At 47.5% G+C, this 16,160-nt stretch carries 15 protein-coding genes; 11 read left to right on the top strand and 4 right to left on the bottom strand.

Annotation, left to right across the window (positions count from 1 at the left end):
• Positions 1 to 164 precede the first annotated feature (164 nt).
• Genes coxB through Q4Q54_RS07695 form a run of 4 tightly spaced genes read left to right on the top strand, consistent with a single transcriptional unit; the run spans position 165 to position 4,778 of the window.
• On the top strand, positions 165 to 1,721 hold the full coding sequence (coxB, locus tag Q4Q54_RS07710) for a cytochrome c oxidase subunit II (RefSeq protein WP_311988131.1): 1,557 nt from the start codon (positions 165 to 167) through the stop codon (positions 1,719 to 1,721).
• 9 nt (positions 1,722 to 1,730) lie between these two features.
• Positions 1,731 to 3,323, top strand: coding sequence for a cytochrome c oxidase subunit I (gene ctaD / locus Q4Q54_RS07705; RefSeq protein ID WP_261272343.1), 1,593 nt, complete (start codon positions 1,731 to 1,733; stop codon positions 3,321 to 3,323).
• Between the two features lies 1 nt (position 3,324).
• The gene (locus Q4Q54_RS07700; protein ID WP_311988130.1) at positions 3,325 to 3,906 is read left to right on the top strand and encodes a cytochrome c oxidase assembly protein; all 582 of its coding nucleotides are present in this window, start codon (positions 3,325 to 3,327) and stop codon (positions 3,904 to 3,906) included.
• Positions 3,903 to 4,778 (top strand): cytochrome c oxidase subunit 3, encoded by an 876-nt coding sequence (locus Q4Q54_RS07695; RefSeq protein ID WP_261272341.1) that lies wholly within the window; start codon positions 3,903 to 3,905, stop codon positions 4,776 to 4,778. The genes Q4Q54_RS07700 and Q4Q54_RS07695 overlap by 4 nt, the downstream gene beginning before the upstream one ends.
• Before the next feature lie 4 nt (positions 4,779 to 4,782).
• On the opposite strand, the gene Q4Q54_RS07690 is transcribed toward Q4Q54_RS07695, so the two are convergent.
• Positions 4,783 to 5,001, bottom strand: a complete 219-nt coding sequence (locus Q4Q54_RS07690) for a DUF2909 family protein (RefSeq protein WP_261272340.1) — start codon at positions 4,999 to 5,001, stop codon at positions 4,783 to 4,785.
• On the opposite strand from Q4Q54_RS07690, the gene Q4Q54_RS07685 reads away from it, so the two are divergent.
• From Q4Q54_RS07685 to Q4Q54_RS07665, 5 genes are all read left to right on the top strand, one after another.
• Positions 5,000 to 5,764: an SURF1 family protein gene (locus tag Q4Q54_RS07685; RefSeq protein WP_261272367.1), complete on the top strand. Its 765-nt coding sequence runs from the start codon at positions 5,000 to 5,002 to the stop codon at positions 5,762 to 5,764. The two genes, Q4Q54_RS07690 and Q4Q54_RS07685, sit on opposite strands and share 2 nt — an antisense overlap.
• Positions 5,765 to 5,855: 91 nt before the next feature.
• Positions 5,856 to 6,401 (top strand): hypothetical protein, encoded by a 546-nt coding sequence (locus tag Q4Q54_RS07680; RefSeq protein WP_261272339.1) that lies wholly within the window; start codon positions 5,856 to 5,858, stop codon positions 6,399 to 6,401.
• Positions 6,401 to 7,378 (top strand): heme A synthase, encoded by a 978-nt coding sequence (locus Q4Q54_RS07675; RefSeq protein WP_261272338.1) that lies wholly within the window; start codon positions 6,401 to 6,403, stop codon positions 7,376 to 7,378. The genes Q4Q54_RS07680 and Q4Q54_RS07675 overlap by 1 nt, the downstream gene beginning before the upstream one ends.
• A 14-nt stretch (positions 7,379 to 7,392) precedes the next feature.
• Positions 7,393 to 8,298 carry a heme o synthase gene (gene cyoE / locus Q4Q54_RS07670; protein ID WP_261272337.1) on the top strand — a complete coding sequence of 302 codons (906 nt, stop codon included), beginning with the start codon at positions 7,393 to 7,395 and terminating at the stop codon, positions 8,296 to 8,298.
• Between the two features lie 47 nt (positions 8,299 to 8,345).
• Positions 8,346 to 8,978, top strand: a complete 633-nt coding sequence (locus tag Q4Q54_RS07665) for an SCO family protein (RefSeq protein WP_261272336.1) — start codon at positions 8,346 to 8,348, stop codon at positions 8,976 to 8,978.
• Here the strand turns inward: Q4Q54_RS07665 and Q4Q54_RS07660 are convergent, their stop codons facing one another.
• Entirely contained in the window at positions 8,979 to 10,025 is a 1,047-nt protein-coding gene (locus tag Q4Q54_RS07660) for a polysaccharide deacetylase family protein (RefSeq protein WP_261272335.1), read from the bottom strand.
• A gap of 22 nt (positions 10,026 to 10,047) precedes the next feature.
• Here Q4Q54_RS07660 and Q4Q54_RS07655 point away from each other — a divergent pair, with 22 nt between their 5' ends.
• Positions 10,048 to 11,415, top strand: coding sequence for an MATE family efflux transporter (locus tag Q4Q54_RS07655; protein ID WP_311988129.1), 1,368 nt, complete (start codon positions 10,048 to 10,050; stop codon positions 11,413 to 11,415).
• 79 nt (positions 11,416 to 11,494) lie between these two features.
• Positions 11,495 to 13,432 (top strand): S9 family peptidase, encoded by a 1,938-nt coding sequence (locus Q4Q54_RS07650; RefSeq protein ID WP_311988127.1) that lies wholly within the window; start codon positions 11,495 to 11,497, stop codon positions 13,430 to 13,432.
• Between the two features lie 86 nt (positions 13,433 to 13,518).
• Here Q4Q54_RS07650 and nfuA read toward each other — a convergent pair whose 3' ends face one another.
• Positions 13,519 to 14,097 carry a Fe-S biogenesis protein NfuA gene (nfuA, locus tag Q4Q54_RS07645; RefSeq protein ID WP_006079591.1) on the bottom strand — a complete coding sequence of 193 codons (579 nt, stop codon included), beginning with the start codon at positions 14,095 to 14,097 and terminating at the stop codon, positions 13,519 to 13,521.
• A 239-nt stretch (positions 14,098 to 14,336) separates the two neighbouring features.
• Complete coding sequence (gene urdA, locus Q4Q54_RS07640) at positions 14,337 to 16,085, bottom strand: urocanate reductase (protein WP_311905478.1); 1,749 nt, start codon at positions 16,083 to 16,085, stop codon at positions 14,337 to 14,339.
• Between the last annotated feature and the right edge of the window lie 75 nt (positions 16,086 to 16,160).

Raw genomic sequence — 16,160 nt, 5'->3', positions numbered from 1 at the left:
TGGCTAATACCAGCAGTAACAATACTTAATTAAAAGTAACAGCCGCCAACGCACGTTGAAGTCAAAAACGCTTTTTTGGGAACTGAAGAGTTTGCATAGAGTTGAGACTTACTGTGTTGCTCTTCTTTGTAGTTGCTATTCGCAATTGGCAGAGGAGAAGTCTTGTGAAGCAATTGTTGTATTGTTTACTCGTGGTGTTATTCGCACCACCGTTGGCCGCCGCGGACATGCGGTTCAACATGACCCCTGGCGTAACCGAGATCAGTGGCAAGGTTTATCACTTGCACATGACCATCTTGTATATCTGCTGCGCCATTGGCCTTGTGGTCTTTGGCGTGATGATTTACGCCATGATCAATCACAGAAAATCCAAAGGCGCTGTCGCGTCGCACTTTCACGAAAGCACTAAAGTTGAAATCGCTTGGACGATTCTGCCATTTATCATTTTGATCTTAATGGCGATTCCAGCGACAAAAACCTTAATTGCGATGGAAGATCCCAGCAATGCCGATCTCACAGTTAAAGTCACAGGTTCCCAATGGAAATGGCACTACAGCTATTTCGATCAGGACATTGATTTTTACAGCATACTCGCAACCCCTAGAGCACAAATCGACGGTACCGAAACCAAAGGGGAAAATTACCTTTTGGAGGTCGATAAGCCGCTCGTGCTACCGATAAATCGCAAAATCCGCTTTTTAATGACCTCAGAAGACGTCATTCATTCATGGTGGGTACCTGCTTTTGCCGTGAAGAAAGATGCTAATCCTGGGTTTATCAATGAGGCCTGGACTCGCATAGACAAACCCGGCATTTACCGTGGTCAATGCGCCGAGCTTTGCGGTAAAGACCATGGTTTTATGCCCATTGTAGTGCAAGCCCTACCCGAAGCCGAGTTTGAAGCTTGGGTAGCGGAGCAAAAACAAGCCGCAGGTGCTGCGGCCACCGCAGCTCAAGCCGCATTAGCACAGACCCTCAGTAAAGAAGAGCTTATGACCCAAGGTGAGCAAGTGTACCTCGGTCACTGCGCAGCCTGCCACCAGCCTAATGGCGAGGGGTTACAAGGCGTATTCCCACACCTCAAAGGCAGTCCGATAGCAACGGGACCGCTCAGCGGCCACCTTGAAATCGTGATTAACGGTAAAGCGGGTACCGCCATGCAAGCCTTTGGTAAGCAATTGACGGCACAAGAAATGGCCGCTGTGATTACCTATGAGCGTAATGCGTGGGGTAATAATACTGGCGATGCTGTGCAGGCCAAAGATGTTAATGAGCATATGAACGGCAGTACTGGCACACAGGCACCTGCTACCGCACCAGTCAACACGACCCCAACACCCGCACCTACAACTGAGCCCGCAGCCGTTGTCGACTCCGCAACCATAGTCGATCCGGCGAGCCTCCCCACTCTCACCCATGAGGCACTGATGGCCGAAGGTGAAACTGTCTACACCACCACTTGTGCGGCCTGCCATCAGTTGACGGGAACTGGCATACCACCCGCCTTCCCCGCCCTCGCTGGCAGTGCTATCGCCACTGGGCCCGTCGCCAATCATCTCGATATTGTGATGCACGGCAAAACAGGCACGGCTATGCAAGCATTTGGCAAACAACTCAGCCCACAGCAACTCGCAGCAGTCATTACCTATGAGCGCAATGCTTGGGGCAACAATACCGGCGATACAGTGCAACCTGCTGATATCGCAAGCCATGGACAGTAGGGGATTATGATGAGCACAACGACTCAAGATCAAACCGCAGCCCATGATGACCATCATCATGGTGCGCCAAAGGGCATCATGCGCTGGGTGCTAACCACCAACCATAAAGACATTGGTACTTTGTATTTATGGTTCAGCTTCATTATGTTTTTAACCGGTGGCGCTATGGCCATGGTGATCCGCGCTGAACTGTTTCAGCCCGGATTACAATTGGTCGAGCCCAACTTCTTTAACCAAATGACCACAGTCCATGGGCTGATCATGGTATTCGGCGCGGTAATGCCCGCCTTTACTGGGCTAGCAAACTGGCTGATCCCTATGATGATTGGTGCGCCCGATATGGCGCTGCCACGGATGAATAACTGGAGTTTTTGGATCTTACCCTTCGCCTTTACCATCCTACTCAGTTCGCTGTTTATGGAAGGCGGCGGACCTAACTTTGGTTGGACCTTCTACGCGCCACTGTCTACCACTTATAGTCCTGACAGCACGGCACTCTTCGTGTTCTCTATTCATATCATGGGGATAAGTTCGATCATGGGCGCAATCAACGTGATTGTAACCATAGTGAATTTACGTGCGCCCGGCATGACATGGATGAAGTTGCCGCTGTTTGTGTGGACTTGGCTTATCACTGCATTCCTGCTGATCGCTGTGATGCCCGTACTTGCGGGCGCTGTAACTATGGTGCTGACCGATAAGTTTTTCGGCACTAGCTTCTTCGACGCCGCGGGGGGTGGCGATCCTGTGATGTTCCAGCATATCTTCTGGTTCTTCGGCCACCCCGAAGTTTACATCATGATCTTGCCGTCCTTTGGTATCATCTCAGCCATAGTGCCCGCCTTCAGTCGCAAACCCTTATTTGGCTATGCATCAATGGTTTATGCAACTGCGAGTATTGCAATTCTGTCGTTCCTCGTGTGGGCACATCATATGTTCACTACAGGTATGCCAGTGTTTGCCGAGCTGTTTTTCATGTATTGCACTATGTTGATTGCGGTGCCAACGGGGGTGAAAGTATTTAACTGGGTGGCGACTATGTGGCGCGGCTCGCTCAGCTTCGAAACCCCTATGTTGTTCGCCGTGGCCTTTATCATACTCTTCACCATTGGCGGTTTTTCGGGGTTAATGCTCGCCATTACGCCCGCCGACTTCCAATACCACGACACCTATTTTGTGGTGGCGCATTTCCATTATGTGCTCGTAACTGGGGCGATTTTCTCCATCATGGCGGCGGCCTATTACTGGCTACCTAAGTGGACGGGGCATATGTACAACGAGCGACTGGGGCAATGGCACTTCTGGTGTTCGGTGATTTCGGTCAACGTACTGTTTTTCCCAATGCATTTCCTTGGGCTGGCGGGTATGCCAAGGCGTATTCCCGACTACTCGATTCAATTTGCCGATATTAATCAAATCGTCTCTATTGGTGGGTTTGCCTTCGGTTTATCGCAATTGATTTTCTTAGTACTAGTGATCAAGTGCATCCGTGGCGGCGAAAAAGCCCCCGCTAAACCTTGGGAAGGCAGTGAGGGTTTAGAGTGGACATTGCCAAGCCCAGCACCCTACCACTCCTTCACGACACCACCCGAGGTGAAATGAAATGACCAAACATAGCCAGCCAGAAAAACCTAAGTCAAATCGTAAACTCATCAGCCTATTAGTCATGGGTTGTATCGGTATGTTTGGCTTTGGGTTTGCGCTGGTGCCGCTATACGATGTGCTGTGTGAGAAGCTAGGGATTAACGGTAAAACCTCCAATACTGCCAGTAGTTATCAAGCGATAACCGTCGATACTAGCCGTATTGTCACCGTGGAATTTATCTCCCAAGTACAAACAGGTATGCCGTGGAAATTTGAGCCGCAAACCAAGCGGCTCGAAGTCCACCCCGGCGAGCTGATACACACAGCATTTTTGGCACGCAATGTGTCAGACAGAGCCACGGTTGGTCAGGCGATACCTTCAATATCACCCGGCCAAGGCGCTGCCTATTTTAATAAAACTGAATGTTTTTGCTTTAATCAACAGCACTTAGCGGCTTCGACCAGCGCAGAGTTGCCACTCATTTTCTTTGTGGATCCTCAGTTACCTGAGTCCATCCACACACTGACCCTCTCTTACACCCTCTACGACATTACCGACAAGCAGTTAGCGTCTGCCCTAGAGCAAGGAGCTGCAAAATGACTACAAAACATGAACCTTACTATGTCCCCGCCCAAAGCGCTTGGCCCATCATTGGTGCTATAGGGCTGTTTTTAATCGCCTTTGGTGCAGGAAGCTTTGTACAACAACTCAAATCGGGTGCCTCAGGTGGCGGCTATATACTGCTCGCAGGCATCGCCGTAATCCTCTTTATGCTAGTGGGTTGGTTTAGAACCGTGATCAACGAATCCATGACAGGACTCTATTCCCACCAAATGGATAGATCCTTTCGCCAAGGCATGAGCTGGTTTATTTTCTCCGAAGTGATGTTTTTCGCGGCATTTTTCGGTGCATTATTCTACGCCCGCATGGTCGCAGTGCCTTGGCTCGGCGGCGCCTCGAATAATGCCATGACCCACGCAGTGCTCTGGCCACAGTTCGAAGCCGTTTGGCCATTGATCACCACGCCTGATGGGACAAAAACCGAGGCTATGCCATGGACTGGTCTGCCATTAATCAACACTATTGTGCTGCTAACCTCTTCTGTCACCTTACATTTTGCCCATGTCAGCTTAGAAAAAGGCAAACGTTCCGCCATTACCCTCTGGCTCGGGATCACCATACTCTTAGGGATGGGTTTCCTTGCCTTACAGGCCGAAGAGTATATCCACGCCTATCAGGAAATGGGACTCACCTTAACCTCTGGGATTTATGGCAATACCTTCTTCCTGCTAACGGGTTTTCACGGCATGCACGTGACCCTAGGAACGGTATTCTTATTAGTGTTGTTTTTCAGAGTGTTGAAGGGGCACTTTAGCGCAGATAAGCATTTCGCCTTCCAAGCGGGGAGTTGGTATTGGCACTTTGTGGACGTGGTCTGGCTGTGTTTGTTTATTTTCGTCTACGTACTCTAAGGCTTTAGTAAGGCGTAGGATTGGGGCTGATTAATCCAGTCCCTAATGCCACCAGCAATAGCAGGATAACGAGCACAGAGAAGAGCACCCGGCGACCAAGATAGCGACTCATAGGCATTTTGTTGCCGCCTTTCACCATAATAAACAAGGCTCTACCTAAATTAAAAATGATAAACAGCAACAGCAGAACTAAGGCCAACTTAAAAATAAACAGGGTATTCATACAATATCCTTATGTCCTGCTGAATAAATTAACGGTTTTTTTGCTGATACTGACTGTGGCTGTATTCGGGATTTTGGTCAAGCTGGGTCTATGGCAATTAGCCCGAGGTGAAGAAAAAACCGTCCTACAAGCGCAAATGGAGGCGAGGCAATCCTTATTGCCACTCAGTTTTGAGCAGCTCCAGCTTAAGGTAAATAAGGAAAGCGTCACAGGTTATCGTCTACAAATACAGGCGACGCCCGCGAGCTCACAAATCTGGCTACAGGATAATCAAATCTATCAAGGTCAAGTGGGCTATTTAGCCTTTCAGCCCCTGCAAGTGGAAGCTGGAACACCTTGGTTGCTGGTCGAGTTAGGCTTTGTTGCCGCTGGATCCCATCGGGATGAGTTACCCCACATCACTCCCCTAAGCGGGGCATTAAATATCGAAGGCAGGCTTTATCAAAAGCAAATCAATCCCTTGAGCCAAGCTTTAATGGCAGAAACAGGGACAAGTATTCGCTTTCAAAATTTAAATATGCCCGAAATGGCTAAGGTATTAGGGCACCCAGTGTTACCTGTCGTGTTGCAACCAGAGCAATTACCTTCCCTCACATTGCCCCATCCTTGGCAACCTTTCCCACTGTCGGCGCAAAAACATTGGGGTTATGCGTTGCAGTGGTTTTCGATGGCGGCCGTGTTTGCTGGGCTCATGTTGTGGCAAGGGATTAAATATGTAAAACGCCAGAGTGCCGAAACAATCGCAAACTCAAGGAGCGAATAGGCAAATTCGACCCATACTTAGCAAGACACAAATAAAAACTAAATAAATATAAAACAATAAATTAGGGATAATTTGAATGAGAGGAGCAAGCATGAACTCCCAGAATAAATCGAAACACAAGGCATTGGGCTTGTTGTTGCTGGCGTTTATCGCGCCCGTGGTGATAGCCAAGCTAGTGCTGAGCCTGAATTTATACCACGGCGGCGCCACTAATCATGGCGAGCTGATCAATCCTGAGACCAGTTATGCCAGCCTTGGGGTTGAAAATCCCAATCCTAAAGAATGGCAACTGCTATATTTACTGCCCGCCCAATGCGGCGATGCTTGCCGCGAACGCCTGTATATTTTACGCCAAAGCCACACTGCGCTAGGGCCAGATCAGGCGCGAGTCGAACCACTCATTCTCACCCATCCCGACAGCGATCTTAACGCTTTAAGCGCCTTTCACTTCAACACTCGTCCCGCCAATGCAGGCTTAAGCCATTGGCTAGATGAACAGCAGCTGATCATAGTCGATCCCTTAGGCAGCTTAGTGCTGCGCTATCCCCAAGTGCAGGGTAGAGAAGCGCATTTAGCTCAAGGCAAAGCCTTGATTGCGGATCTGCGTAAGTTGTTAAAACTGTCGAGGGTAGATTGATGCAGCTAACTTGGGTTCTACGCTTAACCTTAGTCTTTACCCTATTAGTGATTTTAATGGGTGCTTACACTCGCCTATCGGATGCAGGTCTAGGCTGCCCCGATTGGCCGGGTTGCTACGGCCATATCAAGGTGCCTACCCAAGACCATGAAATCGCCCATGCCCAAACCATCTTCCCCGATCATGATATCCACCCAGAAAAAGCCTGGCTGGAGATGATCCACAGATATATCGCAGGCGGACTTGGCTTACTGGTGTTGTTAATCTTAGTTTTGTGCCTGAAAACGCCAGAAGCACCGAAAAAGTTACCGCTCATCATAGTGCTGCTGATCCTCTTTCAAGGAGCGCTAGGCATGTGGACTGTGACGATGAAACTCATGCCAATAATTGTGATGTCGCATCTTATTGGTGGTTTCAGCCTAATTTCACTGTTGTTACTTCTCTATCTACGAACGCGGCCGCGGCGGATCTTTAATAGCGAATCCCATGCCCGTAATCTGGCACCGTTGGCGCTGGTGAGCCTGTTCGTGCTTGTGGGTCAGATTATGCTGGGCGCTTGGACCTCATCTAACTATGCGGCGCTAGCCTGCACCGCATTACCCATTTGCGAAGGCAACTGGATGGATAACTTGGCAATAGCGGAGGCCTTTTCACCATTCCAAGGCCAACACCACAGTTTCGAATTTGGGGTACTCGATTACCCAGCCCGCATGACTATTCACATCGCCCACCGAATTGGCGCTATCGTTACCGCGAGTTTATTACTCGTGCTCGCCTATCGATTATTTGTTGGCGCTGCAGGGATGAGGGCCATAAGCCTCTTATTGGCAGGGTTAGTGATCCTGCAAGTGAGCTTAGGTATTTCTAACGTAGTGATGCATTTACCACTGGGTATTGCCGTGTCTCACAACGGCGGGGCGGCACTACTGCTGCTGACCTTAGTCGCAATCAACTATTTCTTATGGCGCAAAGCCTAAGCGAGGGCTCCAAGATGGCAAAACCACTCTCAATCACCAGTAGCCTACCCACGTTCAGCGTGACATGGCGCGCCTATTTTGAAATGACTAAACCTAAAGTGGTCGCACTCATGCTGCTCACTGTCTTAGTCGGCATGTGTCTGGCCGTGCCCCATGCGGTGCCCGTTCAACCTTTACTCGCGGGTATGCTGGGCATTGCCATGATGGCGGGCTCGGCGGCGGCGCTCAATCATCTGATCGATCGTCGTATTGATGGCTTAATGGCACGCACCTACAATCGCCCACTACCCAAAGGGCGTATTTCGGCAACCCGCGCGTTAATTTTCGCCGCTAGCTTAGGTAGCCTTGGCTTTATCGTCTTATGTTCCTTAGTAAATCCACTCACGGCTTGGCTCACCTTTGCCAGCTTGATTGGTTATGCCTTGGTTTATACTGCCTATTTGAAGCGCGCGACATCACAAAACATTGTGATTGGCGGCCTTGCGGGAGCCATGCCACCCTTGCTGGGATGGACTGCAGTGACGAACGAATTTCACGGCCATGCGCTGTTGTTAGTGATCATCATCTTTACGTGGACGCCGCCACATTTTTGGGCTCTGGCCATTCACAGACGCGCCGAATATGCCAAAGTGGATATTCCCATGCTGCCGGTTACCCACGGTGTCGAGTTTACTAAAACCTGTATTCTGCTCTACACAGTATTGCTGGCAATTGCTTGCCTATTACCTGTACTGGTTGGTATGTGTGGGCCCGTGTATTTCGTCTGCTCGAGTTTACTCAGCGCGGGATTTATCTATAAAGCGTGGCAACTTAAATATCGAGATCATGATGGCTTGGCGATGCAAGTGTTCCGCTTCTCTATCTATCATTTGATGTTGTTATTTATGGCATTACTACTCGACCACTATTTGTGGAACTAGTGTATGCAACTCATTTGTCGCGCTAACCTGTCGTTATGGAGCCAATAATGCAGAAAAGAATTTTAATCATCGCCATTTTATTGTTCGGTCTTGGCGGCCTATTTGCGGTGAAATTTAATTCCCCTAAACCTATCGAGCTAGAGAGCGGATTTCTGTATCCACAGGCCTATGAATTAGCGCCCTTTGAATTGGTCGATCAACATAAGCAGGCTTTTACCAACGCCAGTTTGCAGGGGAAGTGGAGCTTATTCTTTATCGGTTTTACATTTTGCCCCGATGTTTGCCCTACGACCTTAAATAAACTCGCGGCGGCTTATCCCGATCTAAACAAAATTGCGCCATTACAGGTGGTGTTTCTATCCGTCGACCCCAAACGGGACACACCGGATAAACTCCTGACCTATGTGAATTTTTTCAATCCAGAATTTAAAGCGGTCACGGGCGAGCAGACACAAATCTTCCCGCTCACCCGCAGTCTCGGGCTCACCTACGCCATGGTCGGTGAAGGGGAAAACTACCTAGTCGACCATAGTGCGGGTTATGTGTTGGTGTCACCGCAGGGTACGCGCGTTGCAGTGTTCAAACCTACGGCTGCGCTAGGCAAGCCGCCGCAGGTGTTAAATGATGAAATGATTAGCGATTTTAGAAAAATAGTGGCGCAATACAAACCTAACCGTTGATCACTCTCTGACCCAAGAACCATCATCCTTTGGCCTCACCCAAGGCTGAGAAAACCAATAGTAGCCATTGCGCGCCTTACTCGGCGCAGTGCAGTTGTAACGCGAACGCCCCGCAGGTAAGGCTAAATCCGCTTGAACACTAAACTCGGTTTCACTGAGCCAAGTCGGCTGTTTTGAACCTTGGCCTTGGATATAACACATCACCTGCTTAGCGGAGATATCGCTCATATCGAGGGTCACTTTAAGCTCTGGGCGCCAGTGGCCGCCCTTTAACTCAGGATCGCTAGGACTCTGTGCAATTACAGGCATGTTTAAACTGTATAGCTTGGCCTTAAGGCTTTTTAAGTCCGCATATTGTCCCGCAACAGGAAAACGCGGCAGTGCCGTTAACGGCGAATAGGGCCCAGCGGCTCCCGATTGCTGCCCTAAAGCGACAAAGCCGTTCTCGGTTAACATATCCTGCAAGGCTTGATTGTACTCACCGTAGGGATAAGCCAGCATTTTAAAATTGTGCCCAGTGGCATCTGCAATCGCCTTTTCTGTATCTAAGATATTGGCTTTTATCCGCGTTAACCATTGCGCCTGTGATTCATTTTCTAAGGCGCGGATCAAATGTTCGTGCGCCCAACTGTGGTTAGCAATATCGGCGCCTTCCTTGGATAGCGTTATCAGCTCATCCCAGGTCATCATCTCGGTAAACTTTTGTTTAATCGGCTCAATTGCCACAAACAAGGTGTAGGGAAAGCCAAATTCCTTTAGGATAGGATGCGCCGTCGTGGCTATGCTGCGATAACCATCATCGAAGGTAATCGCGACTGTTTTGGCCGGTAAATCTTGTTTTTGCTTTATCGCTTCAACCACCTGAGAAAGCGGGATCACCTTAAAGCCATCATCGGCTAGAAACTGCATTTGCTCACGAAATTGCGCGGGCGTCACGCTTGTGGCCGCCGGAGTAGTCTCTGATACATGGTGATATTGCAGAATGACCACGGCATGGGCAGAAAACGTCATTAGCCCTATGAGTGCCAACAGCACACGTTTAACCATAATGTGAACACCTCTGAAATTAATGAATACAGCTAAATCAACTTGGCTCGACCTGATGCTCAACGGCGCGAAAAATCGTCAATTACTCATCCTCGCCCTGCCGATGATACTCTCCAATATCACTGTCCCACTGTTGGGCTTAGTCGATACGGCTGTCATAGGTCATCTGAGTGAAGCCTATTATTTAGGGGGAGTCGCCGTCGGGTCAACGATTATCACATTAATCATTTGGTTATTGGGATTTTTGCGTATGGCGACCACAGGCTTAGTCGCGCAGGCCTTTGGTGCTGACGATCTTCATGCCCAGCACAAACTCTTAGTCCAAGGCGCTATGCTAGCGATGTTATTGGGCGCTGGCGTTATCGCGCTGCAAGTCCCGATATTGAATTTAGCCTTAGGATTATCCGAAGCGAGTAGCGAAGTCGAACGTTATTGCCGCGAATATTTTCAGGTACGGATTTGGTCAACGCCCTTCGCCCTACTCAACCTAGTGATGTTAGGTTGGCTCTTAGGACGACAACAACCTAAAGCCGCCATGTGGCAGCTGATATTAGCGAACCTTGCCAATATTATTCTCGATGTGGTGTTTGTCCTCGGCTTAGGCTGGGGCGTTAAAGGCGCCGCCCTCGCCTCAGTCTTTGCCGATATCACCGCTTTCGCAGTCGCACTCACTATGGTGTTGCAGCAACTCAAGCGCGAAGCCGATTTTCACTTATCCCAGCTATTACCCCATGTCACCCTGACGGGGTACGGCAAATTACTAAGGCTCAACACAGATATTTTTATCCGCAGCCTCTGCCTGCAAGCGGCCTTTGCCTTTATGACTTTCCATGGTGCGGGTCTGGGTGATAATACCGTTGCCGCCAATGCCGTGTTACTGAATTTACTGCTGTTAATCTCCTATGCGCTCGATGGCATTGCCTATTATGCCGAGGCAGAAGTCGGCCGAGCCTATGGCCAAAAACAGGCGGAGCAATTACGGGAAGCAGTGATCTTAGCCTGGAGCTGGTCGGCCATTACTGCGTTAGGGTTCTGCGCTGTATTCAGTCTTTTTGGTAGCAATATTATCGCGTTATTGACCAGCATTAATGAGGTCAGAGCCACAGCACAGACCTATCTTATCTGGCTGATATTTTTGCCTTTATGGTCTTTTAGCTCGTATTTATTCGACGGGGTTTATATCGGTGCAGCTAAAGGAAAAGTGATGCGCAATAGCATGATACTCGCCACCTTCGGTGCATTTTTCCCGACATGGTATTTGCTGCAGCAACTATTATTGCCTGAGCAAGGTAACCACGCCCTTTGGGCCGCCATGAGTGCCTTTATGATCGCCAGAAGCCTGACGCTTGCGGGGCACTATTATTTCAGCAAAAACTTTTTAAATAAATAATCTGTAAAGACAGTAGTTTACTAATCTCATAATCATTATGATATTGATTTTACAATTGTAACAATGATGTGAATCGATAATGAAAAGGATTTTACCGCTGTTTTTCCTGTGGCTATGCAACCATGCCGTTGCCGACACCGCGCCACAATTACCCGTTGAAGCCTTTGCCAGCATCCCAGATGTGAGCTCTGTACAACTCTCACCTAATGGCAAAAAAATCGCTTCTGTTGTCCGCGTCGACCAAGCCAAACTCAAAGGTACTGTCGTTAGTATCCAAGATATAGAAACGGGCGAAAAAAGCATTCCGCTGCACACGGATAATCAAAAATTTGTCATCCTGTCTCTGCAGTGGGCAAACGATAATATCTTACTGATCAGTGCTAAATTTCCGGCTAACCGTTACGGTACACCGACAACCGAAACCCGCCTTGTTAAGTATGATTTGACCACAAAAAAGACCTCAAGTGTCATTCCCCGCAGTGTCTTAGATCGTCTCAATTGGATCCCGCAACATCAGGGGCAAATTATCGATCTTATGCCAGATGATCCCGACAATATTTTACTGTCATTAGACGGAATGGGCGAAAACGTAGGCGAAGATAGCGTACTAAAAGTCAATTTAGCGCAGGGTAAGTCCAGTTACAGCCAAAATGCTAAAAAGAAGATCATCAGTTGGATTACCGACAGACAACACAAGGTCCGTATTTCTATCTATAACGATGAGACTGAGTACCGTATTTATGAACAGCCAGAACAGAAGAGTGATTCACGCTTACTTTGGACCTTTAAAGCCTTTTCAGAAGACAGTGTTTGGCCCTTAGGTTTCGATGCTGATCCTAACATTCTTTACGTTCGCGCCTATCACCAAGGTTTCGAAGCCATATTTAAAGTCAATCTGACCGATCCTAAGCTCACAAAAGAATTAGTCTACGCCAATGAAGATACTGACGTTGAAGGTAATTTACTCTATTCGAAACTGAAGAAAAAAGTCATTGGTATCAGTGAGGGTGACGGCGAAGAATACACCTTTTGGGAAAAAGAATATGTGGGCCTACAAAATGGCCTAAAAGCCGTGTTACCCAATGCACACAACTACATCACTCAGTTCAGTGCAGATGAACGCCGTTATATAGTGTATTCCACTAGCTCGACCGAGCCCGGTACTTACTATTTTGGCGATAGGGACGAAAAAACGCTTTATCCCATCGCTAACCGATATGGCAGGCTCAAGAGTGAACTCCTCGCCGATACCCAATATTTAACTTATGAGGCAAGGGATAAGCTCAAAATCGATGCTTACCTAACCGTGCCAAAAGGGCTTGAAGCCAAGCAACTGCCGACGATTATTTTCCCCCATGGCGGCCCCATCAGTTACGACAGCAACGACTTCGACTACTGGGCACAGTTCTTCGCAAATCGTGGTTATGCGGTATTTCGGATGAACTTCAGGGGCTCGGCAGGTTACGGCTATGAGTTTATGAAAGCTGGCCTAAAAAGCTGGGGACTCGAAATGCAAAATGACGTCGAAGACGGAACTCGCTACTTAATAGATCAAGGGATTAGCGATCCTAAACATATTTGTATTGTCGGGGCTAGCTATGGTGGTTACGCGGCCTTAATGGGGGCCGCCATGACTCCCGATCTCTACCGCTGCGCCGTGAGTGTAGCGGGTGTCACCGATGTGGCCTATCTAGTGAAATCGAGCCGAAGATTTACTAACTACAAAGTGGTTAAAGAGCAAATAGGGGATGACTTTGATGCGCTCTATGACCGCTCGCCGATCAGTAAAGCCGATAAAATTAACATCCCAGTATTACTGCTACATGGCGATAAGGACAGAGTGGTTAAGGTTCAACACAGCCGAGAAATGTATGACGAACTCAAATCACTGAAAAAACCAGTGGAGTATATTGAGCTGGAAAATGGCGATCATTACCTGAGCAATAACGACAACAGACTCGCGACATTTAAAGCCTTAGATAAGTTCTTAGCTGATAATCTCAACCCTAAGTTATAACTGAACAACAGTACTTTAAGCGAAAGCCAAAACATAAAAAAACGCGACTCTAAGGTCGCGTTTTTTATTCAGCTTAACAAACAAGATTAAGCGTAAGAATGTTCACCGTGTTGGTGATCTGTCACGTCACGTACGCCAGTCAACTCACCTGGGAACATGTCTAACAGTTGTTTCTCGATACCATCCTTCAGGGTGATATCAACTTGAGAACAACCGTTACAACCACCGCCGAACTGCAGTACAGCTACGCCTTCTTTAGTGATTTCAACCAGCATGATATTACCACCATGGCCGGCTAACTGAGGGTTGATCTCAGATTGGATCACGTATTCGATACGCTCGACTAAAGGTGCATCGCCAGACACTTTACGCATTTTTGCATTAGGTGCTTTCAGCGTGAGTTGTGAACCTAATTGGTCAGTCACAAAATCGATAGTGGCATCTTCAAGGAAAGGTGCACTCTTCTCATCGACCATAGCATTGAAGCCAGTGAACTCGATTTCAATATCATCACTTTCTACTGCATCCGGTGGACAATAAGACACACCACACTCGGCTTGCGAGGTTCCTGGACTGATCACAAATACGCGAATATGAGTGCCTTCAGGTTGATCTGCTAACAACTTAACAAAATGGGCTTGAGCCGCATCGGAAATGGTAATCATGAAAACCTGCTCCGTCAGGGGATACCTGAGTGTTTTAGTAAGAATTAGCCGTATGATACTCCGACTCACCTTGGCTTTGTAGTCCCTTGGGTAGCAAGTTTGTGGATTTTTGCCATAGCGATCACGATTTACTCATCATAAATAAGACTGTAAACACCGTATTATGCACGAATAAACAATCATTCTTTACAAACTTAAGCAACCCAATTGAGTCGCTTAAGTTAGACATAAAACACAAGTTATTTAGCCGCAGCTTGCCCTGCTATGCGCCCAAAAACAATAATATCAGTGTAGGCGTTACCACCGAGACGATTGGTACCATGTGTTAAGCCTGTCACTTCACCCGCGGCAAACAAGCCCGGAATAGCATTGCCTTGCTCATCCAATACACGAGTATGAGTATCAACCACTAGTCCACCCATTGTATGATGCACGGAAGGTGTAGCCTTTAAAATCCAATAAGGTCCTTTACTTAAATCAACCAATCCTGAGCGATGATTAAAAGCCTCATCCTTACCTGTAGCAGCATAATGATTAACATCTTTGATAGTCGATGCTAGTTTTTCCACTGGAATATCGAAAACCTTCGCCGCATCTTCCAATGTATCAACTTTATGCATCAGACCATCTTTAGTGAACTCTTTTAGCTCTCCTTGGTGCATAGCAACGGTATGGGCAACATCTTCAATAGCTTGGTTCCATAACACATAAGTATAACGGCCAGGTTGGGCTAAAATAGCTTGTGAGATAACATCGCGGCGCTCTAATTCCTCAACAAAGCGCTCGCCCTTCTGGTTGATTAACACTGCACCAAAGAAGCGAGAGTCTGCAATCAAGGCAATAGCACCAGAGGTTGGGCTACAAATAGGATATGACTGGATATATCCCATATTTTTAGCTGCTGCATGTATTTTTTCTGCCATCACAATACCGTCACCAGTACCACCTGAATGGCCAGTGCTACCATAACGTTCATCTAACTCTGGGTTGTATTTTTTGCGCATTTTCATGTTAGATGAGAATCCACCCGTAGCAATCACAACACCACGTTTTGCATGGTAAGTGATCGTTTTTCCATTATGAGTCGCTTCTACACCAACAATTCGACCTGTTTGATCTTGGATTAACTTTTCAGCCTTTGTATTTGTATGAATTGGTAAGCCCACTTCTTCGGCTTTAATAGAAAACTTACTGATCACCTCAGCGCCAGTGTGACCTTTAGGGATTAAGGCCCGTTTAACGCTATGTCCACCAAACTGAAATAACTGATCTGGATAAAATTCTACTTTGACGTAATCCCTTAACCACTCTGCAGCCTCTACAGCATTATCGACCATGGTCTTAACCATTTCAGGATCGCCTTTGAAATCTCCACCTTTTAACGTATCGCTAATAAACAGGTCTTTACTATCAGTTACTCCCATATTTTTTTGCACCCAACTACCAGCCACATTCATCTCTGCACCAGAGATCAATGAGTTACCACCAATAATTGGCATCTTTTCAATAATAACAGCTGTTCGACCTGCAGCCATTGCCTCTAAGCCTGCACTAAAACCTGCACCACCCGAGCCAATGACCACGACATCATAGGTATATTCTGCAGGAGTTAATGCTTCACTTTTTTTAGCTGAAGCGACAGCAACTAGTGTTACCCCTGCGGCTTCAATACTCTTGCCCACGGCTTCTTTTAGCGCTTTAGACGTCACTGTTGCACCAGTGATACCATCAACCTCGATAGAGTTGTTATCAATAATTGCCTGTTTCACATCTTTAAATACGGCACCTGCAAGGACTTTATTTTCCTTTTGCTTAAGTACATCAATCGCAACAATATGCCCGTCTTTGAATGTTGTTTCGACCTGCACTTCGCCATGCTTACCTTGAGCAGTACCTTGGCTTTTTATTATTTGATGCGTAACTTGGCAGCCAGCAATAATAGCTATCGCAGTTACAGTAAGACCTATCATGGATTTTTTATAATGCATTATTGCTTCCCTTATCAACTTTTATAAAGAGATTGAATATTTGAAATGATCACTAATAGAGATGAGGCCGTATAT

Origin of the sequence: Shewanella sp. SP2S2-4 (assembly GCF_031932025.1) — a bacterium.
Lineage (GTDB): Bacteria > Pseudomonadota > Gammaproteobacteria > Enterobacterales > Shewanellaceae > Shewanella > Shewanella baltica.
Note: the sequence above shows the minus strand (reverse complement) of the source record. Positions and strands in the feature narration are given on the sequence as shown.